Raw genomic sequence first — 18925 nt, 5'->3', positions numbered from 1 at the left:
CGCCCCCCTCCCAGTCCCCCGCCGGCAGGTTGAACAGCACCTGCTCCAGGTTGTGGGCCTGCAGGCGCTCGGCGATTTCCTCCTTGGCGTGGGCATAGGGAAACATGTATTCGACGCCCCGGAAGCCGGCGGCGGCGGCCCGGGCGAAGCGCTCGAGGAAGGGATGCTCGGCAAAGAGAAAGCTCAGATTGGCGGCAAATTTCAACATAAGGGCGGGAAACGCAAGGGCGGCGAAGGGGAAAGCCTCAGTATAATCGGCCCACCAAGTTATCTATAAGACAGAGGAGACCGCCATGGGCAACCGCCTTTCCAAGATCGTCACCCGCACCGGCGACCAGGGTGAAACCGGCCTCGGCGACGGTTCCCGCACCGGCAAGGACAGTCTGCGCATCGACGCCATCGGCGAGGTGGACGAGCTCAACTCCTCCCTCGGCCTGCTGCTGGCCGAAAGCTTCCCCGAGGCCATCGACGCCGCCGCGAGGGAAGCCCTGATCCAGGTCCAGCACGACCTCTTCGACCTGGGGGGCGAGCTGTGCATCCCCGGCATGGAAATGGTCAAGGAAGAACAGGTGCTGCGCCTGGAGCAATGGGTGGCCGACTTCAACGAGCCCCTGGCGCCCCTCAAGGAATTCATCCTCCCCGGCGGCACCCGGGCCGCCGCCCACGCCCACCTGGCCCGCACCATCTGCCGCCGCGCCGAGCGCGCCGTGGTGCGCCTGGCCCACGCCGAGAGCGTGGCCGACGGCCCGCGCCAGTACCTCAACCGGCTCTCCGACCTGCTCTTCGTCCTCGGCCGGGCCTTGAATCACTCCGCTGGCTGCGGCGACGTGCTGTGGAAGCACGAGCGCAAGGCCAAGCCGAAACAGGCGTGAAGGTCTGAAGCCGGAAAGAAAAAGGCACCGCTCGGTGCCTTTTTTCTTGGCCGGTGGCCGCCAGTCGCCAGCCAGTCCTGGCCGCAAGCCCTGGCGCCATCAAGGACGCAGCGACCGACTGGACAGAGTTACCGGGCGGCATCTCTCCGCAAGACGTATCGGGCTCAGGCCCCGGGCAGGCGGGCGATGACCTTGATCTCGAACTGGAAACCATAGAGCCAGGTCACCCCCACCCCGGTCAGGGCGGGATAGGGAGCCTCGCCCCAGTAGTCCGGCAACACCCGCCAGAAGGTCTCCAGCACGGCCTCGGGATCGACCAGGAACACGGTCACCTCCACCACGTCGGCAAAGGTGCAGCCGGCGGCCTCCAGCACCCCGTTCAGGTTGTCGAAGGCGCGGCGGATCTGGGCCTCCAGCTGCGGCTCCGGCGAACCGTCGTCGAGGCTGCCGACCTGGCCGGAGACGAAGAGGAAGCCGTTCGAGCGCACGGCGGGGGAATAGCGGTTGCGTTCATACAGGGCTTGGCGCCCGGGCGGGAATACCGCATCGCGGGGTGATGTCATGGCAAGGGCTCTCTTTCTTGGCCGGCGGCGATGGCCGGACATGGCGGTAAGGGGAGCGCCCCCCGGAGGCGGGGCACGCTGCAGCGGAGCGCCCACTGTAGCGCCGGGGCCGGAGCCGATAAATGGCGGCGGCTGGGCAACAGTGTTTGTAGAATGCAAACAATCATCACCGGAAAATCAAAACAAACATGGACCGCTTCGATGCCATGCGCGCCTTTACCTGCGTCGTCGACACCGGCAGCTTCACCAAGGCGGCGGAGACCCTGCACATCAGCCGGGCCACGGCGACCCAGCTGGTGCAGCAGCTGGAGAAGCGGCTGCAGGTCCGTCTGCTGGACAGGACCACGCGCAAGGTGGGAGTGACCGGCGCCGGCAGCGCCTTTTACGAGCGGGCGGTGCGCCTGCTGGCCGATCTGGACGATGCGGAAAACAGCGTCACCGCAAGCCAGGAGACCCTGGGCGGCCGCCTGCGCCTCGACGTGCCCAGCCCCCTGGCGCGCCTGGTACTGTTGCCGGCCCTGCCCACCTTTTTCGCACGCCATCCCGACATCCAGATCGACATGCGGGTCAGCGACCGTACTTCGGACCTGCTGGACGAAAACATCGACGGCGTCATCCGGGGCGGCCCCATGGCGGACCCGACGCTGATTGCCAGACGCCTGGGCGACCTGCGCCTGCAGACCTACGCGGCGCCCGACTATCTGCAGCGCCTGGGTTCGCCGCAGCACCCCCGGGAACTGGAGGGTCCGGAGCATCGCATCGTCGGCTATCTGTGGGCCCACCGGAACCAGCAGGCGCCCTATCTGATGCGACGGCAGCAGGAGGCCCTCGGCATCCGCGGCCACTACGCCCTGGCCGTGGACGACGGCAACGCCTACCTGGCGGCGGCCCTGGCCGGGCTGGGGATCGTCTGGCTGCCCGACTACATGGCCCGGCCCCACGTGGCCGCAGGCTCCCTGATCCGGTTATTCCCGGACTGGCAACTGGACCCCATGCCCCTGCATGCCACCTTCCCCCCCAGCCGGCGCAACAATGCCCGGCTGCGGGCCTTCATCGACTGGGCGGCCGAACTGATCGCCGGCATTTCCTGACGCCGGGCCGGGAGCCGGCCCGCGCCACGGCCTGCCGGCGCCCTCGCCGCGATTGGCGGCCCACCAGACGGCACTTTCCACAGCAGCCGCCGCAGCGCCGGCAAACCGCCGGTGCCGACCGCCCCGGGCGGGCCGGTCTACAGCAGCGCCGCCGTATCCACCACCGCCACCCGGGTGGTCAGGGCGCTGAGGGCGATGCGGTGGATCATCTCGCTGACCGTGGTGCAGCAGTCCTTCAGCACCGAGACCGGGTACTTCTCCGCCGCCTTGGAGAGGGCGGTATGGGTGACGCAGTTGTGGGTCATCATTCCGCACAGCCACAGTTCGGTGATGCCCCGCTGCGCCAGCACGGCTTCCAGATCGGTCTGGTGGAAGCTGTCGGCGAAACGCTTCAGCACCACCGGCGCCTCCGGCGCAGCGGCCAGGAGACGGGGGTGGATGTCCACGCCCGGCGTCCCCTGGTTGAAGAAAGGTGCCGGCCCCTTGGCCGGGTCGGCCACGTGCTGCACCAGGATCACCGGCACGCCCCGGGCCCGGGCCGCGGCCACCGCCGCCAGGGTGCGCTCCAGCACCGCCTCCGGCTGCCACAGGGGAAAGGCGCCGCCGGGGAAATAGTCGTTCTGCAGGTCGATCACGACCAGGGCGGGTTTGCTGTTGCTCATGGGGTTCTCCTTGAGTGGGGTGCGATGGTCCGATTATTGGCCAGCCCCGGCACCACCGGCAGTGGCCCGAATGACAATTTCCGTTAATATCGGGCCACACCATTTCCAGGGAACTGCCATGAACCGGCTCCCCGTCGCCGTGCTGGCCTACCAGCGCATCAGCCCCTTCCACCTCTCCGTGCCCTGCGTCGTCTTCGGCGAGCGCCACCTGGGCGCCCCGGCCTTCGAACTGCGGGTATGCGCCTGGGAGGACGGCCCCCTCGCCACCACCGCCGGCTTCAGCCTCAACGTGGAACAGGGCCTGGAGGCCCTGGCCACGGCCCGGGTGGTGATCGTGCCGAGCTGGCGCGATCCGGCGGAACGGCCGCCCCGGGCCGTGCTCGACGCCCTGGTGGCCGCCCACCGGCGCGGTGCCCAGGTGGTGGGCCTGTGTCTGGGGGCCTACGTGCTGGCCGAGGCGGGCCTGCTGGACGGCCGCCGCGCCACCACCCACTGGGAATTCGCCGCGGACTTCGCCCGCCGCTACCCGGCCGTGACCCTGGACCCGGGGGTGCTCTACGTGGACGAAGGCAACCTCCTCACTTCCGCCGGCACGGCGGCGGGCATCGACGCCTGCCTGCACCTGCTGCGCCAGCGCTGCGGCGCCACTGCCGCCAACCGGGTGGCCCGCCGCCTGGTGACACCGCCCCACCGCCAGGGCGGCCAGGCCCAGTACATCCCCCAGCCCCTGCCCGCCAGCGCCGGCGATTCCCGCCTGGCGGCATTGCTGGACCGGGTGCGGGCCAGCCTGGAACAGCCCCACGACCTCAACAGCCTGGCGGCCCAGGCCCTGATGAGCCGGCGCACCTTCACCCGCCACTTCCGCCAGCTCACCGGCGCCACGGTCGGCCAGTGGCTGCTGGGGGAACGACTGGGTCTGGCCCAGCGCCTGCTGGAAAGCAACGACCACGGCATCGAGCGCATCGCCCAGCTGGCCGGCTTCGGCTCCCCGGAAGCCCTGCGCCTGCACTTCCGCCGCAGCCTGGGGGTTTCCCCCAGCCAGTGGCGGCAATCCTTCGGCGCCCGGGACGGGGCCTGAGGGCGCCGCCATGCCCGCAACACCGCCCGCCGCTCAGCCCGCCAACGCCCCCATGCCCGGAACGCCTTGCCCCGCCTGCCTCTCCGGCATGGCATGGCGGAAATCCGCGTCCTTCCTGCCCCTCCGGACAGGCAGGGCGGCAAGCCCCATCCCTGCGCCTTAAGACCGCCTTAAGATTCGCCGGTTAAGGTGGCGCACAAACTGACTCAGAGTGCCGCCATGAACCGTCGCCATCCTTCCCCCAGCTTCAGCCTCGCCGCCGTCGCCCTGCTCTGCGCCCTGGCCTTCCCGGCCCGGGCCGCCAACCCGGCCGACTTCATTGCCCTGGCCCCCGCCCAGGCCAAGGCCCTGGGGGTGGAAACCCGGCCCCTGGCCGCCGCCGATACGGGCAGCGCCGCCGGCCTGCCGGCCAAGGTGGTGGTGCCGGTGGAGCAGATGCGGGTGGTGGCGGCGCCCCTGGCCGGCCTGCTGACCCAGGTGGGCGCCGTGGCCGGGCAGACGGTGAAGAAGGGCCAGATGCTGGCCCGCCTGGCCAGCCCGGGCCTCTTGCAGGTGCAACGGGACTACCTGCAGGCCAGGCAGCAGGCCGACCTGGCCCAGCGCAGCCTGGCCCGGGACGAACAGCTGTTCAAGGAAGGCATCATCGCCGAAGCCCGGCTCCAGGCCAGCCGCGCCAGCCAGGCCCAGGCGGCGGTGGCGGCGCGGGAACTGCAGGCCGAACTGCGCATTGCCGGCGCCACCGCCGGCGGCGGCAGCCTGACCCCGGAAGTGGCGGTCAGCGCGCCCCTGGACGGCGTGGTGCTGGAAGCCAGCGCCGCCGTGGGCAGCCGGGTGGAGGCGGCCACCGCCCTGTTCACCGTGGCCCAACTGAATCCCCTGTGGCTGGAAATCCAGGCCCCCGCCGCCCTGGCCGGCAACCTGAAGGAAGGGGCGGCGGTGCGCATCGCCGGCAGCGAGGCCAGCGGCAAGCTCATCAACGTGGGCCGCCAGATCAGCCCCGGCAGCCAGACCGTGACCCTGCGGGCGAGGATGGACGCGGGTCTCGACTCCCTGCACCCGGGCCAGATGGTGGAAGCCACGGTGGCCGCGGCGCCCCAGGCCGGCGCCACTGCCGGCAAGAGCGCCACCTACCGCATCCCCCAGGCCGCCGTGGTGCGCCAGGCCGGCCAGGCCTGGGTCTTCGTGCAGACGGCCGGCGCCAGGCCCGGCTTCCAGGCCACCCCGGTGAGCGTGGCCGGTAACGCCGGCGCCGATGTGCTGGTGAGCGGCAGCGCCCTGGCGGCCAACGCGGCGGTGGCGGTGAAGGGCGTCAGCGCCCTCAAGTCCGCCTGGAGCACTGCCGCGGGCGATGCCGGGAGCGCCCAATAATGCTCTCCCGCCTGGTCGAATTCTCCCTGGCCCAGCGCCTCCTGATGCTGGTGCTGACGGCCCTGCTGGTGGGCGCCGGCATCATGGCTTTCCACAACCTGCCCATCGACGCCTTCCCCGACGTTTCGACCACCCAGGTGAAAATCATCATGAAGGCGCCGGGCATGACCCCGGAAGAGGTGGAGGCCCGCATCGTGGTGCCCATCGAGCAGGAAATGCTGGGCATCCCCAAGCAGCGCATCCTGCGCACCACCTCCAAATACGCCATCGCCGACGTCACCATCGACTTCGAGGACGGCACCGACATCTACTGGGCCCGCCAGCAGGTGGCCGAGCGCCTCGGCGGCGTCGAGTTGCCCCCCGGCGCCAGCGGCGGCCTGGCCCCCATCACCACGCCCCTCTCCGAAATGTTCATGTTCACCGTGGAAGGCCCCCTCTCCCTGGAGGAGAAACGGACCATCCTGGACTGGACCATCCGCCCCCAGCTGCGCACCCTGCGCGGCGTCGCCGACGTGAACAGCCTGGGCGGCCACGCCAAGGCCTTCGAGGTGGTGCCCGACGCGGCGGCCCTCAACGCCCGGGGCGTCAGCCTCAACGAACTGCGCCAGGCGGTGGAAGGCAACAACCGCAACGACGGCGCCGGCCGCCTCACCGAGGGCGAGGAAACCCTGCTGGTGCGGGTCGAAGGGGCCGTGCACAGCCTGGATGACCTGCGCGCCATCGTCATCGCCCAGCGCGGTGGCAATCCGGTGCGGGTGGGCGACGTGGCCGAGGTGCGCTTCGGCGCCCTCACCCGCTACGGCGCGGTGACCAAGGACGGCCAGGGCGAGGCGGTGGAAGGCCTGGTGCTGGGCCTGCGCGGCGCCAACGCCCAGCAGGTGGTGGACCAGGTGAAGGCCAAGCTGGCCGAGATCCAGGCCACCCTGCCCGAAGGCGTCAGCATCGTGCCCTTCTACGACCGGGGCCATCTGGTGGAGCGGGCCGTGGGCACCGTCTCCAAGGCCCTGGGCGAGGCCATCGTGCTGGTGGTGATCCTGCTCCTGGCCTTCCTCGGCAACCTGCGGGCGGCCTTGGTGGTGTCGGTGATCCTGCCCCTCTCGGCCCTGCTCACCTTCATCCTCATGCAGTACTTCGGCCTCTCCGCCAACCTGATGAGCCTGGGCGGCCTGGCCATCGCCATCGGCATGCTGGTGGATGCGGCGGTGGTGATCGTGGAAAACGTGGAGAGCCACCTCTCCAGCCCCCATACCTCCGCCCGCCTGCCCCTGCTACACGTCATCTACCGCTCGGTGCGGGAGGTGACGGTGCCGGTGGCCTCCGGCATCGCCATCATCGTCATCGTCTTCGTGCCCCTGCTGACCCTGGAGGGGCTGGAAGGCAAGCTCTTCATCCCGGTGGCCCTGACCATCGTCTTCGCCCTGGTCTCCTCCCTGCTGCTGGCCCTCACCGTCATCCCGGCCCTGGCCTCCATGCTCATGCAACGGGGCGGCCACCACGAGGCCTGGCTGGTGCAGAAACTCAACGCCGCCTACGCCCCGGCCCTGGACTGGGCCCTGGCCCACACCCGGCAGGTGGTGGTCGCCGCCCTGGCCCTGCTGGTGCTGGCCATCGGTGCCTACACCCTGCTGGGCAAGACCTTCCTGCCCACCATGGACGAGGGCGACCTCATCATCCAGCTGGAAAAGCTGCCCTCCATCAGCCTGGAGGAGACGGTGGAAACGGATCAGCGGGTGCAGCGAGCCATCCTGGAGCGGGTGCCGGAGGTGAAGAACATCATCGCCCGGGTCGGCTCCGACGAACTGGGCCTGGACCCCATGGGCCTCAACCAGACCGACACCTTTCTCGTGCTCAAGCCCATCGACGAATGGCGCCAGCCGGACAAGGACTGGCTCACCGACCAGCTGCGCCAGGTGATGGAAGACTTCCCCGGCATCGCCTACACCTTCACCCAGCCCATCGACATGCGCATCTCGGAAATGCTCACCGGCGTGCGCGGCGACATCGCGGTGAAGGTCTTCGGCACCGATCTGGACCAGCTCAATCACGCCGCCGACGGCATCGTCGCCCTGCTCAAGGGCATCAAGGGCGCGGAGGACGTGTTCACCCTGAAGAACGAAGGGGTGCAGTACCTCAAGGTGGAGATCGACCGCCTCGCCGCCGGCCGTCTGGGCCTGCCCATTGAAGACGTGCAGAACGCCCTCAAGACCCTGGTGGAAGGCCTGCCCGCCGGCCTGGTGGTGGAGCCGGGACGGCGCACCCCGGTGCTGCTGCGGGGCGGCCCGGACTACAAGACCAGCGTCGAGCGCTTCGCCGACCTGCGCCTGTCCCTGCCCGGCGAAGGCGCCAATGTCCGCACCGTGCCCCTGTCCCAGGTGGCCAAGATCGAGCGGGTGGAAGGCCCGGTCAAGGTGGACCGGGAAAACGCCCAGCGCTACGTGGTGATCCAGTCCAACGTGCGGGACCGGGACCTGGTGGGCTTCGTCGAGGAAGCCCAGGCCAAGGTGGCCCAGCAGCTGAAGCTGCCCCAGGGCTACCGCATCGTCTGGGGCGGCCAGTTCGAGAACCAGCAGCGGGCCGCCCAGCGCCTGATGCTGGTGGTGCCGGTGGCTTTGGGCCTGATTTTCATGCTGCTCTTTTCCACCTTCGGTTCCCTGCGCCAGGCCGGCCTGGTCCTGGCCATGATCCCCTTCGCCCTGGTGGGCGGCGTCTTCGCCCTGCTGCTTTCCGGCCAGTACCTGTCGGTGCCCGCCTCGGTCGGCTTCATCGCCCTGCTCGGCATCGCCGTGCTCAACGGCGTGGTGATGCTCACCTACTTCAACCAGCTGCGCACCCAGGGCCTGCCCCTGGAGCAGGTGGTGCGGGAAGGGGCCAGGCGGCGCCTGCGCCCGGTGCTGATGACGGCCTCCATCGCCGCCTTCGGCCTGGTGCCCCTGCTCTTCGCCAGCGGCCCCGGTTCCGAGATCCAGAAGCCCCTGGCCATCGTGGTCATCGGCGGCCTGCTCAGCTCCACCCTGCTGACCCTGCTGCTGCTGCCCATCCTCTACCGCCGCTTCGGCTTCGACAACACTCCGGGAGAACGGCCATGAGCGCAAACAATCGCCCCGTGGATACCTGCCTGACCCTGGTGATCCACCCCAATCTGGAAGATGCGGTGGTGGACTTCCTCCTCGACCGGGCCGAGACCGTGGGCCATTTCACCTCCCGCCCGGTGGATGCCCACGGCGGCGACATCGCCTACGAAACCGCCGCCGAACGGGTGCGCGGCCGGGCCCGCCGCTTCCGCATCCAGGCCCTCATGGCCGGCACCCACGTGCACGACCTGCTGCGGGACCTGCGCCAGCAATTCACCGGCGCCGACATCTACTACTGGACCGCCCCGGTCCAGCAATCCGGGAGGCTGTAATGGGCCCCATGCTGAAACTGATGCCCCTGGCTGCCCTGCTCTGCAGCGCCGCCCTCCAGGCCGCCGAACCGCCGCCCCTGGCCTACCCCACCGACCTGCCGCCGCGGGAAGCGGCGGTCAACGCCATCCGCCTCGCGCCCCAGGCCAAGGCCGCCGAAGCCATGCTGGAAGCCGAGGGCGAGAACCGCAAGCGCCTGGAAGCCGGCCCCTATGAATGGACCGCCCGGGTCGGCAGCCAGCGGCGCAACGTCAACGGCGTCAATGGTGCCGCCAACGAACGCTACCGGGAATGGAGCGGCGGCATCGAGCGGGGCATCCGCCTGCCCGGCAAGGCCGCCCTCGACGAGCAGCTCGGCGCCAACGGCGAAGCCATGGCCAAGGTGGCCCTGGGCGACACCCTGCACGAAACCTCCCGCAGCCTGCTGCGCTACTGGTTCATCTGGCTGCGGGAAAACGAAGGCGCCGCCCAGTGGCAGCGCCAGAGCGAATCCCTGGCCCGCCAGCGCCAGGTCACCGCCCGCCGCGTGCAGCTGGGGGACGCGCCGCGCCTGGAACTGATGCAGGCCGAAGCCGCCGCCGCCCAGGCCCAGGCCGCCCTGGAACAGGCCCGCCTGCGCCGCCAGGTGGCCGAAGCCGACCTGGCGGCCCGCTTCCCCAGCCTGCCCCAGCCTAGGCAGGTGGCCCCCAGCGAGCCCCTGCCCCTGGAAGAGGCCGAGTGGCGCGAGCACCTGCTGGAACACAACCACGAGCTGATGCTGGCCCGGGCCGAGAGCGAACAGGCCCGGCTGGTGGCCAACCGGGCCGACGCCGAGCGGATGCCCGACCCCACCCTGGGAGTGCACGTGGGCTCCGACAAGGGCGGCGAGGAACGCATCGCCGGGGTCAGCATCTCCATCCCCTTCTCCGGCAGCCTGCGCAGCGCCACCGCCCGCCGCGACGCCGCCTACGCCAGCGCCGCCGCCAGCCGGGAGGCCGCCACCCTGGCCCGCATCAACGCCGAAGTGGCCGCCCTCCTGGCCAACGCCCGGGCCGCCTACGAATCCTGGCGTCGGGCCGAGGATGCCGCCCAGCGCATCGAACAGGCCGCCGCCCTCATGGCCCGGGCCTACCAGCTGGGCGAAGCCGGCATCACCGAACTGCTCACCGCCCAGCGCCAGGCCAACGAAGCCCGCCTCGCCGCCAACCAGAGCCGCCTCGACGCCCTGGAAAGCCGCTACCGGGTATACCTGGACGGCCACGGCCTGTGGCCGGTGGACGGGGAGCACACGGAGAAATAAGGCCGTCACGAAGCACCGCCAGGGAAGGCAGAAGGGACGGGCCTCCCCACCGTGCAACGGTGGGAAAGACCGCCCCTTCTTGTTGGTGGCGATGGTGCCGCTGTCAGGCAGCGGACCGCTACGGCTAGGCGGTGGCGAAGAAGGCCGGATCGAAGGCGACGCTGGCGGCCGGCAACGGCCCCTGGAAGGCCAGGGCCTGGAAGTACTCGGGCGGCACCTCCGGCAGCAGCAGCGGCGCCGCCTGGACGAAGCCGAAGCGGCCGTAGAAGGCCGGCTCCCCCACCAGCACGCAGCCGGCGGCGCCGCGCCGGCGCAGTTCCTCCAGGCCGTGCCGCATCAGCCGGCTGCCGATGCCGCAGCCCTGATGCTCTGGCAGCACCGAGATGGGGCCGACCCCGAACCAGCCGGGAGCGGCCGGGCTCAGGGTCACCGGCGAAAAGGCCACGTGGCCGAGAAGGCGCCCGCCCTCCTCCGCCACCAGGGAAAGGCTGAGCCTGCCGCTATCTCGCAGGGCGCCGACGATGAACTGCTCGGTGCCCGCGCTGTGGGCCGCCGTGGCAAAGGCCAGGCGGGTCAGGTCGAAAATGGCGGCGCTGTCGGCCGGCTCTTCGGGACGAATGGTGATGGTCATGTGATGAATTCCTTTTTGCAATGCAGGCGCCGTGCCGCCCGGCCGCCAGTAGGGCCCCGGGCCGGGCGGTGGCGCGAGAGGATTACTGGTTGTCGAGCTGGCCGCGCACGGCCCCCAGGCCGGCCCGGTTGATCCGGTAAGGCCGGCCGTCCAGGGAGGCGATGAGACGCTTGGCTTTCAGCTTCTTGAACACCGGCAAGGTGCAGTCGCTGAGGACGAAACCTTCGCGGGTATAGCAATCGACGTGGGTAATGCGGCCGGAAGCATCGCGGTGATGTTCGATATGGCCGCCTTTGGCGAGGACGTGCAACGTCCGCTGCTCGGGCTTGGAAAGATTCATGTTGGATTGTTCCGCAATCAAATGCACACACGACGGCAGCCTCCGAGAGGCGCCATCGACGCTATGGGCATATCGATAACTCGCGGCCGGCGGGGCCAGACGGAGTTATCGGATTGCGGCAATCTCCAACATACAGACCTAACTCAAATGGAATGGGCTTGCCCGTTTGCCGGGCAGGCGCGAATGATAGCGCTCCCCTCGGGGCGGGGCAATCGGGGCGGTGTCGGGCAGGGCGCCGCCGGACGCCTGGCACCCGGCCTGCAAGGCAGGAGGGACGGCCCTTCCAGCCATGGCATGGCGGAAAGTGGCGTCGTTATTGGGTGGTGGCGCTGTTGTTTCCGGGACTATGGGCGCGTGGATGCCGGTTTGAGTCTTCGGGCGTGGTGGGTTTAGCGACCGCTGTGTTCCGCGCCTGACGCGCGGGTTGCTTTCTTTTGCTTCGCCAAAAGAAGAGTAACCAAAGAAAAGGCGAGCCCGGTTTGGCGCAGCACAGGGCGGATGAAGAGCAACCTCATCAAAGTTCATTCAAGAAATTTGAACTATAAAACCAATGAAATTATTGAACCGCCATATGTGCAACCATCTTCATATCATCCAGCCAAAACAAGAAAGCAAAATTTTTACTATTCTGTTCTAGCCAAAGAAGCGCCTCAGTGGGATGCCTCAATCGTGAAACAATATAAAATGGGCCCAAATTCAGAACATCAGCAGTGTTCTGGTGATGGCGATGTGCCGCAGCATTTCTCACTGTTTGAATATGCAAAATATAGCCACTAGCGCCAAATGACTGAGCTAACTGTAGCCGGTTTGCCAATGGCAATTTTTGGACGATATTCAATAGTTTGTTTGTATCCCCCCATGTTGGCTCACGACGTAAGGCTGCGTTCATTTCCCCCGGAACAATCGGCCTATTTTTGGCGGCCAAAATAGCCGCAGCAGAAACCTCTTCCCATGAGTTTGCACAAGGAGGAAGAACGACACCGCCTGCAGTTTTTGCCCCAAGAGCAGACTGAACAACTACCGTTCTACAAAAATGGCACCAGTATTGCCAAGTAGCAGACATAAGCCCTTCGAGGAACATCCAGTCCTTGTGCTCTAACCGAAGTGGCATATTTTTTCGGAAGTCAGTAAATCGACTCTCCACCATAGCAAGGCGCGCATTTAATCGATTAAACTGAATGATCAAATCCACGGGAAACCTCTCAAATCGGCAGATCACCTCTAAGCGCCTTAGCCAAAAATCTAGTTCTCGTGAGCCGACTAGGCTTTCTTGTTGTGGCCCCTTCGATAGCCAGAACATAGTCTTTGAAATTCCCTTCGATATCTTTACTCTCGTGAGCAAACGAAAGAGCCCTTAACTGCTCTCGTGCAATATCAATATTGTTATACGGCCGACCAATTGATTCCAAACCAATCTCACCAAACTCATCCGGAAGCCCAACCTTATTGAGAACATAAGCACAAAATAAGGTATGGACTGTATAAGACTTCATCAGAAACGACCCTTTAAAGTCAGTCAATTGTTGATTGATAAAATCAAAAAACTCTCTAATCAAACCACCATACTCACTTTCTTTCTCGAAAGAATCATCATAACCAGAGTACAGCTTGTTTAACAACGTTGGACTAGTACTAATAATTCCCGATTCAAGGCTCAACACCATTTCTGCAATAAGTTCAGCATCTGCCATCCGCACAATCTGACGGTTTGTCAAAATATCAAACCCAACAACAACCTCAGATAACTCGTCAGTAAGAGTAGTAACAAACCACTTAAATTTCCCATGATACTGAGCATGTCTTTTTTCAGCATCATTTAAAGGAAGGGTGTATGCATTCATCCGACGAAACATTTCTAGAATTTCTGCTTTACTTGCATTGCGGATAACATCAACCGGAATTGGATGCGACAAAAACTCCATTTGAATATCATCAGGAAGATCAGAAAATTTCAAACCTTGAAATTGACGAGAAACAGATGTCAAGCGGAATTTATTTTGAATAAAATCTATTATTGACGTAATTCGTTGTTGCCCATCAACGATTTCTCTAATTATTCGACGAGAAGACCTATCTAGCGTTTCAAAAAAATAAAGTTTAGGAAACGGAAAACCCATAAGAATGGTATCAATGAAATAGCTTCTGGCACTTGAAGGCCACAGCCCAGCACCACGCTGATAAGTACTATTAACAAGCAAATCTTTACGATTAAGCATGTCGCGTAATTCTGCGACGGAATAAGTGCTGTTATCGAGTTTCATGAGAAGAACTCCGACAAAAAAAATAGAAAATTTTACTTAGTCTTATTGAAGCACGTTCCACCAAAAATCTCGTGAAATTAGTACAGTCCATGCTGTCGGGAACGTGGCATATCCAAGAGTATCCACGAGGAAATCAATCCCTTCCACCCCAGCCGAGCAGCGCAAGGCGGGCGGGGGGGCTTTCGGCGAGGACTGTCTGAGGTCCCGCAGGGACCGAGTTCCGCAGCCGCCCCGCTCGACTGAGCAGCGCAGGGGAGCCCGCAGGGCCGGGGGTGAGGGTCGCCTTCTTGTTGGTTACTTATTCTTGGCGAGACAAGAATAAGTAACCCGCGTGTCAGGCGCGGAATACAGCCGCAAAATCAACAATCCGCGCCCAACCAATCCCCCAGAAACAAAGCCCCCCACCAACCAAAAAGGACGGCCATTCCCACCATACCCCGGTGAAAACGCCCGTCCCCATTGCCTCCCGGGCCAATGCCCGGATCAGATCAACACCGTCGAAACTAGCCCTTCCCCTCCAGCACCCGCAGCAGGGAGGAGGTGTCGTCCTTGCCCATGCCCTGCCCCATCAGGGCGTTGAGTTGCTGGCCCACCTGGGCCGCCACCGGCAGGGGCGCGCCCAGGGCGTGGGCCTCGGTCAGGAGGATGCCGAAATCCTTGTGGTGCAGCCGGGCCTCGATGCCGGCGGCGAAGTCCCGCTCCGCCATGCGCTCGCCCATCACCTCCAGCACCCGGCTGCCGGCGGAGCCGCCGAGCAGGGCTTCGCGCAGGCGGGAGGTGTCCACGCCGCTGGCGGCGGCCAGGTGCATGGCTTCGGCGCAGGCCTGGATGGCGGCCACCATGATCATCTGGTTGCAGGCCTTGGCCACCTGGCCGGCGCCGTTGTCGCCGATGTGCACCACGGTTTTGCCCAGGCGCAGCAGCAGGGGCCGCACCCGCTCCAGTACGGCGGCGTCGCCGCCGGCCATGATGGCCAGGGTGGCGTGGATGGCGCCCTGCTCGCCGCCGGAAACGGGGGCGTCGAGGAAGTGGATGCCCCGGGCGGCCAGGGCGGCGGCGATCTCCCGGGCATCGCCGGGGGCGATGGTGCTCATGTCCACCACCACGCTGCCGGGGGCCAGGCCTTCGATGAGGCCGGCTTCGCCGAGGACCACGCTTTTGACGTCGCTGCCGCTGGTGACCACGGTGAACACGATCTCGGCCCGGCGCCCGACCTCGGCCGGGGTGGCGGCGACGGCGGCGCCCATTTCGGCCAGGGGCTCAGTACTGGCCGGGCGGCGGCCCCACACGGTGAGGGAATAGCCGGCGTCGAGCAGGTGGCCGGCCATGGGGCGGCCCATGACGCCGAGGCCGATGAAGCCGACGGCGGGTTTGGCGGAGGAGCTGGCGGTCATGTGGAATGCAGTGACTGAAGGGATGGGGATGGGGCGCCGCCGGGGCCGGCGGCCTGGCGGTGCTGCTGCTTGGCCAGGTACATGGCCTGGTCGGCGGCGCCGATGAGGGATTCGGCCACGTCGGCCTGGTCGGGGAAGACGGCGCTGCCGATGGAAACGCCGACCCGCAGTTCCTGGCCCTGCCACATCACCGGGCGGGCGACGGCGTTTTCGATCTCGCCCATCACCCGCTCCAGATCGTCCTCAACGGAGAGGTGGGCGAGGAGCACGGCGAATTCGTCGCCGGCCAGGCGGGCCACCGTGTCGCTGGTGCGCACGGCATTCTGCAGGCGGCGCCCCACCTCCTGCAGCACCGTGTCGCCGGCCTGGTGGCCGTAGGTGTCATTGACGCTCTTGAAGCCGTCCAGGTCCATGTAGAGCAGGCCCAGCCGCTCGCCCTGGCGCCGGGCGTGGGCCAGGGCCTGATCCAGGCGCTCGAGAAAGAGGGAGCGGTTGGGCAGGCCGGTGAGGGGGTCATGGTGGGCCAGGCGCCACATTTCCTCCTGGCTGCGGCGCAGCTCGGTGACGTCCTGGTACACGGCGACGAACTGGCGCACCCCGCCCTGGGCGTCGGTGACGGAGCGGATGTCCAGCTCCACCAGGATGGCTTCGCCGGTCTTGCGCCGGTTCCAGATTTCGCCGCGCCACTCGCCCCGGGTCTTCAGGGCCTGCCACATGCGGGAGAAGAATTCCGGGCTGTGGCGGTTGGAGCGGAAGAAGCCGGTGCGCCGGCCCAGGCACTCCTCCCGGCTGTAACCGAGGAGGCTGACGAAGGCGGAGTTCACGTTGTTGATGGTGCCGTCGCCGTCGGTGATGAGAATGGCCCGGCCGGCCCGCTCCAGCACGTCCCGGTAGATGCGGCTGGAGAGTTCCGCCGCCTTGATCTCGGTGATGTCGGCGAAGGAGGTGACGACGGCGAAGGGCTGCCGCTCGTCGGCGAAGTTGAGGGGCCGGCTGTTCACGCTGAGCCAGATGAGGCCGGCGTCGGGCCGGTGCAGGCCCATGATGATGTTGTCGCAGGAGACGCCGGTGCGCAGGGTGACCATGGCCGGATGGTCGCGGCCGGGGAAGGGGCTGCCGTCCTCCCGCACCGCCTGCCATTCCGGGTCGGTGGAATCCAGGCCCACCAGGTTCTCGCCGATGCGCAGGATGCGCCGGGCCGAGGCGTTGGCGGAAATGATCTTGCCTGCCTGGTCCTGCACCACCACGCCCTCGGCCATGGCCGAGACCAGGGAACGCTGCATGGCTTCGCTGCGGGCCAGGTCCAGCTCGGCCTGCTTGCGCGCCGAGATGTCGGAGATGATGCCGAGCATGCGCAGGGGCCGGCCCTCCGGGTCCCGGGCGCAGACCTTGCCCCGGCTCAGCACCCAGCGGTAGTTGCCGTCCTTGTGGCGCAGGCGGAATTCCATCTCGTACACCGGCGTGCGCCCGGCGAAATGGTCGGTGACGGCGGCCATGGCCCGTTCCCGGTCGTCCGGATGCAGGCGCTCCAGCCACTCCTCGTGGCGGCTCGGCAGTTCCTCGTCCCGGTAGCCCAGGATGGCCTTCCAGCGCGGCGAGAAATAGGCCCGGTTGTCCGCCACGAACCAGTCCCAGACCCCGGCGTCGGCCCCGTCCAGGGCGAACTTCCAGCGCTCCTCCGCATCGGCCAGGGCCTGCTGCATGTTCATGTAGTCGGTGACGTCCTGCAAGGTGCCGGTGAGGCGGCTGGGGCGCCCGTTTTCGTCCCGTTCGGCGCGACCACCCAGGTGCACGTAGCGCTCCACATTGCCCGGCAACAGCAGGCGGCAGGCGATGTCGAGGGAACCGCCCTGCTCCCGCACCTGAGCGAAGTTGACCTCGATGCGCTTGCGGTCCCGGGGATTGACCCGGGCCAGGAAGGCCTGCAGGGAGGGCTTCTGGCTATCCGGCAGATAGCCCAGGATGCGGTAGGTCTCGTCGGACCACCACACCTGGTTGCCCGGAATGTCCCGCTCCCAACTGCCCAGGTTGGCCACCCGCTGGGCTTCGATGAAATGGCCCCGCTCCCGGGCCAGCATGGTTTCGAGCCGGTCCCGGCGCAGCTGGTAGAAGGCGACGGCGCCGCCGCACAGCAGCACCAGCAGGGACAGCAGCATGCCCTTGCGCAGGTTGGCGTTGCGCTGGGCCAGCAGTTCCTCCTCCAGGCCCCGGGGCGACACGGCCACCATCACCAGCAGGGGATAGCGGTCCAGCCAGCGGTAGGCGACGGTGCGGGTGATGCCGTCCAGGGCCGAAACCCGGGTGACCAGGCCGTGGGAGCTTTTCTTGAAGGGGCCGAACAACTCGTCGCTGAGCTGCTTGCCCAGGTGCTTTTCCATTTCCCGGGAGCGGCCCAGGACCTTGCCGGCAGCGGAATACAGGGTCAACACCCCGTCCGGCCCCAGGTCCTGGTGCTGGACGAAGGCGGTGAGCTGGCGCGGCTCCATGAAGAAGGCGACGACCCCGGCAAACTGGCCCCGGGCATCGAAGATGGGGCGGGACAGCTGCACCCCCGGCGCCCCGGTCATGCGCCCCTGGACCGGCCCGCTGATGTAGAGGCTGTCGCGGCCGCCGCTGGAGAAATGGACGTAGTTGTCCCGGTCCCCCAGATAGACCCGCTCGCCGGGACGGCGGGGGGCATCGGAGGTGGCGACGTAGCCGTCCCGGTCGATGACGGTGACCCGGGCCCCCAGCTCCTGCAGGGAGCCCTGGCGCAGCAGGGCGATGGTGGTGTCGACTGACTTGCGCTCGGCCACGTATTCGCTACGCAGGAGCAGGAGCACGTCGTCCAGGCGCTGCAACTGGCGCAGCAGGTTTTCCGCCACCAGGTCGGCCACCACCCGACGCTCCGCCTCGAAGCGCTGCTGCCGCTCCTCGGCGAAGAGGCGGTTTTCCCGCAACAGGAAGGTCCAGATCAGGGCCAGGGCCGCCGCCACCATGAGCAGCAGCGCGACGGGCCAACGACGCCCCGGGAACAAGGGTTTGGGCATGGCCGGCGGGTTCTCAGTCGGCCCCGTCGGTCCGGCCGGAAAGGCGCTCCAGCAGTTTCAGCACCGCCACCGAATCCTCCTCCCCCAGGCCGGAACCGACCATGGCGTTGAACATCTGGGCCGTGGCAGCGGCGCCGGGCAGGCACAGGCCCAGTTCATGGGCGCTCTGCATGACGATGTTGAGGTCCTTCTGGTGCATCCAGGATTTGAAGCCGGGCTTGAAGTTGCGCTCCAGCATGCGCTGGCCGTGGTTCTCCAGGATGCGGCTGTAGGCGAAGCCGCCGAGCAGGGCCTCGCGCACCTTGGCCGGGTCCACCCCGGCCTGGCGGGCGAAGTTGAAGGCTTCGGCCACCGCCAGCACGCCCATGCCGGTGACGATCTGGTTGCAGGCCTTGGCCACCTGGCCGGCGCCGGCGGCGCCCACGTGGACCACGTTCTGGCCCAGGCAGAGGAAGGCCGGCAGGGCCTTGGCAAAGGCTTCGGCGGAACCGCCGGCCATGATGGAAAGGCTGCCGGCAATGGCCCCCACCTCGCCGCCGGAGACCGGAGCATCGACGAAGTCCACGCCCCGGGCCTGCAGCCTGGCGGCCAGGTCACGGGCCGCGGCGGGAGCGATGGTGCTCATGTCCACCGCCACCAGACCGTGCTTGCCGGCCCCCTCGGCGCCGGCGGCAACGCCATCGGGGCCCAGCATCACCTGCGCCACGTCGGGGGCATCGGCCACCATGGAAATGACCACCTCGACCTGGCCGGCTACGGCCGCCGGGCTGCTGCAGCCGACGGCGCCGGCCTCCAGCAGGGGCGCCATGGATTCGGGCCGGCGCGCCCAGACATGGACGCCGTGGCCGCCCTTGAGCAGGTTGAGAGCCATGGGGCGGCCCATGATGCCAAGACCGATGAAGCCGATTTCCATACTGTTTCCTCTGGTGATTGATGTCGTTCCGGCCGCCTCTGCC

General features: G+C 66.9%; 16 protein-coding genes and 1 pseudogene. 7 read left to right on the top strand and 10 right to left on the bottom strand.

Annotated elements, in window-relative coordinates; genetic code table 11:
• Positions 1-208: pseudogene (locus tag AC1RTA_RS08090) on the bottom strand (hydroxypyruvate isomerase); the annotation flags it as partial.
• Between the two features lie 85 nt (positions 209-293).
• On the opposite strand from AC1RTA_RS08090, the gene AC1RTA_RS08085 reads away from it, so the two are divergent.
• Positions 294-872, top strand: coding sequence for a cob(I)yrinic acid a,c-diamide adenosyltransferase (locus AC1RTA_RS08085; RefSeq protein ID WP_492784452.1), 579 nt, complete (start codon positions 294-296; stop codon positions 870-872).
• Between the two features lie 164 nt (positions 873-1036).
• Here the strand turns inward: AC1RTA_RS08085 and AC1RTA_RS08080 are convergent, their stop codons facing one another.
• Positions 1037-1435, bottom strand: a complete 399-nt coding sequence (locus tag AC1RTA_RS08080) for a RidA family protein (protein ID WP_492784451.1) — start codon at positions 1433-1435, stop codon at positions 1037-1039.
• A 188-nt stretch (positions 1436-1623) separates the two neighbouring features.
• Between AC1RTA_RS08080 and AC1RTA_RS08075 the strand changes: the two genes are divergently transcribed.
• Positions 1624-2526 carry a LysR family transcriptional regulator gene (locus AC1RTA_RS08075; RefSeq protein ID WP_492784450.1) on the top strand — a complete coding sequence of 301 codons (903 nt, stop codon included), beginning with the start codon at positions 1624-1626 and terminating at the stop codon, positions 2524-2526.
• Between the two features lie 137 nt (positions 2527-2663).
• Here the strand turns inward: AC1RTA_RS08075 and AC1RTA_RS08070 are convergent, their stop codons facing one another.
• Positions 2664-3188, bottom strand: a complete 525-nt coding sequence (locus tag AC1RTA_RS08070) for a cysteine hydrolase family protein (RefSeq protein WP_492784449.1) — start codon at positions 3186-3188, stop codon at positions 2664-2666.
• A 118-nt stretch (positions 3189-3306) separates the two neighbouring features.
• Here AC1RTA_RS08070 and AC1RTA_RS08065 point away from each other — a divergent pair, with 118 nt between their 5' ends.
• From AC1RTA_RS08065 to AC1RTA_RS08045, 5 genes are all read left to right on the top strand, one after another.
• On the top strand, positions 3307-4266 hold the full coding sequence (locus AC1RTA_RS08065; RefSeq protein WP_492784448.1) for a helix-turn-helix domain-containing protein: 960 nt from the start codon (positions 3307-3309) through the stop codon (positions 4264-4266).
• 219 nt (positions 4267-4485) lie between these two features.
• Entirely contained in the window at positions 4486-5634 is a 1149-nt protein-coding gene (locus tag AC1RTA_RS08060; protein WP_492784447.1) for an efflux RND transporter periplasmic adaptor subunit, read from the top strand.
• On the top strand, positions 5634-8720 hold the full coding sequence (locus AC1RTA_RS08055) for an efflux RND transporter permease subunit (protein ID WP_492784446.1): 3087 nt from the start codon (positions 5634-5636) through the stop codon (positions 8718-8720). Before AC1RTA_RS08060 ends, AC1RTA_RS08055 begins: the two co-directional genes overlap by 1 nt.
• Positions 8717-9037: a DUF3240 family protein gene (locus tag AC1RTA_RS08050; protein WP_014238439.1), complete on the top strand. Its 321-nt coding sequence runs from the start codon at positions 8717-8719 to the stop codon at positions 9035-9037. The genes AC1RTA_RS08055 and AC1RTA_RS08050 overlap by 4 nt, the downstream gene beginning before the upstream one ends.
• A gap of 8 nt (positions 9038-9045) precedes the next feature.
• Positions 9046-10314, top strand: a complete 1269-nt coding sequence (locus tag AC1RTA_RS08045) for a TolC family protein (RefSeq protein ID WP_157870666.1) — start codon at positions 9046-9048, stop codon at positions 10312-10314.
• Between the two features lie 124 nt (positions 10315-10438).
• Here the strand turns inward: AC1RTA_RS08045 and AC1RTA_RS08040 are convergent, their stop codons facing one another.
• The 7 genes from AC1RTA_RS08040 to AC1RTA_RS08010 all read right to left on the bottom strand — a co-directional run bounded on the left by AC1RTA_RS08040 (position 10439) and on the right by AC1RTA_RS08010 (position 18882).
• Positions 10439-10945 carry a GNAT family N-acetyltransferase gene (locus AC1RTA_RS08040; protein ID WP_492784445.1) on the bottom strand — a complete coding sequence of 169 codons (507 nt, stop codon included), beginning with the start codon at positions 10943-10945 and terminating at the stop codon, positions 10439-10441.
• Between the two features lie 82 nt (positions 10946-11027).
• Positions 11028-11285: a YjhX family toxin gene (locus AC1RTA_RS08035; protein WP_014238442.1), complete on the bottom strand. Its 258-nt coding sequence runs from the start codon at positions 11283-11285 to the stop codon at positions 11028-11030.
• Positions 11286-11841: 556 nt separating this feature from the next.
• Positions 11842-12477: a hypothetical protein gene (locus tag AC1RTA_RS08030; RefSeq protein ID WP_492784444.1), complete on the bottom strand. Its 636-nt coding sequence runs from the start codon at positions 12475-12477 to the stop codon at positions 11842-11844.
• Between the two features lie 10 nt (positions 12478-12487).
• Positions 12488-13546, bottom strand: coding sequence for a GmrSD restriction endonuclease domain-containing protein (locus AC1RTA_RS08025; protein WP_492784443.1), 1059 nt, complete (start codon positions 13544-13546; stop codon positions 12488-12490).
• A gap of 503 nt (positions 13547-14049) precedes the next feature.
• On the bottom strand, positions 14050-14940 hold the full coding sequence (locus AC1RTA_RS08020) for an NAD(P)-dependent oxidoreductase (RefSeq protein ID WP_492784442.1): 891 nt from the start codon (positions 14938-14940) through the stop codon (positions 14050-14052).
• A complete protein-coding gene (locus AC1RTA_RS08015; protein WP_492784441.1) occupies positions 14937-17969 on the bottom strand; it encodes a sensor domain-containing diguanylate cyclase in 3033 nt (1010 codons plus the stop codon). The genes AC1RTA_RS08020 and AC1RTA_RS08015 overlap by 4 nt, the downstream gene beginning before the upstream one ends.
• 13 nt (positions 17970-17982) lie before the next feature.
• Complete coding sequence (locus AC1RTA_RS08010; RefSeq protein ID WP_130459013.1) at positions 17983-18882, bottom strand: NAD(P)-dependent oxidoreductase; 900 nt, start codon at positions 18880-18882, stop codon at positions 17983-17985.
• Positions 18883-18925: the final 43 nt, after the last annotated feature.

Source organism: Azospira sp. MPR-E4 (assembly GCF_058809645.1).
The sequence above is the reverse complement of the archived record's forward strand: the minus strand, read 5'-3'. Positions and strand labels throughout refer to the sequence as shown.

Coding starts and splice junctions, on each gene's coding strand:
- AC1RTA_RS08025 (WP_492784443.1), bottom strand. CDS start 13,546: ATGAAACTCGATAACAGCACTTATTCCGTCGCAGAATTACGCGACATG.
- AC1RTA_RS08060 (WP_492784447.1), top strand. CDS start 4,486: ATGAACCGTCGCCATCCTTCCCCCAGCTTCAGCCTCGCCGCCGTCGCC.
- AC1RTA_RS08080 (WP_492784451.1), bottom strand. CDS start 1,435: ATGACATCACCCCGCGATGCGGTATTCCCGCCCGGGCGCCAAGCCCTG.
- AC1RTA_RS08075 (WP_492784450.1), top strand. CDS start 1,624: ATGGACCGCTTCGATGCCATGCGCGCCTTTACCTGCGTCGTCGACACC.
- AC1RTA_RS08015 (WP_492784441.1), bottom strand. CDS start 17,969: ATGCCCAAACCCTTGTTCCCGGGGCGTCGTTGGCCCGTCGCGCTGCTG.
- AC1RTA_RS08045 (WP_157870666.1), top strand. CDS start 9,046: ATGCTGAAACTGATGCCCCTGGCTGCCCTGCTCTGCAGCGCCGCCCTC.
- AC1RTA_RS08010 (WP_130459013.1), bottom strand. CDS start 18,882: ATGGAAATCGGCTTCATCGGTCTTGGCATCATGGGCCGCCCCATGGCT.
- AC1RTA_RS08050 (WP_014238439.1), top strand. CDS start 8,717: ATGAGCGCAAACAATCGCCCCGTGGATACCTGCCTGACCCTGGTGATC.
- AC1RTA_RS08085 (WP_492784452.1), top strand. CDS start 294: ATGGGCAACCGCCTTTCCAAGATCGTCACCCGCACCGGCGACCAGGGT.
- AC1RTA_RS08070 (WP_492784449.1), bottom strand. CDS start 3,188: ATGAGCAACAGCAAACCCGCCCTGGTCGTGATCGACCTGCAGAACGAC.
- AC1RTA_RS08055 (WP_492784446.1), top strand. CDS start 5,634: ATGCTCTCCCGCCTGGTCGAATTCTCCCTGGCCCAGCGCCTCCTGATG.
- AC1RTA_RS08035 (WP_014238442.1), bottom strand. CDS start 11,285: ATGAATCTTTCCAAGCCCGAGCAGCGGACGTTGCACGTCCTCGCCAAA.
- AC1RTA_RS08020 (WP_492784442.1), bottom strand. CDS start 14,940: ATGACCGCCAGCTCCTCCGCCAAACCCGCCGTCGGCTTCATCGGCCTC.
- AC1RTA_RS08040 (WP_492784445.1), bottom strand. CDS start 10,945: ATGACCATCACCATTCGTCCCGAAGAGCCGGCCGACAGCGCCGCCATT.
- AC1RTA_RS08065 (WP_492784448.1), top strand. CDS start 3,307: ATGAACCGGCTCCCCGTCGCCGTGCTGGCCTACCAGCGCATCAGCCCC.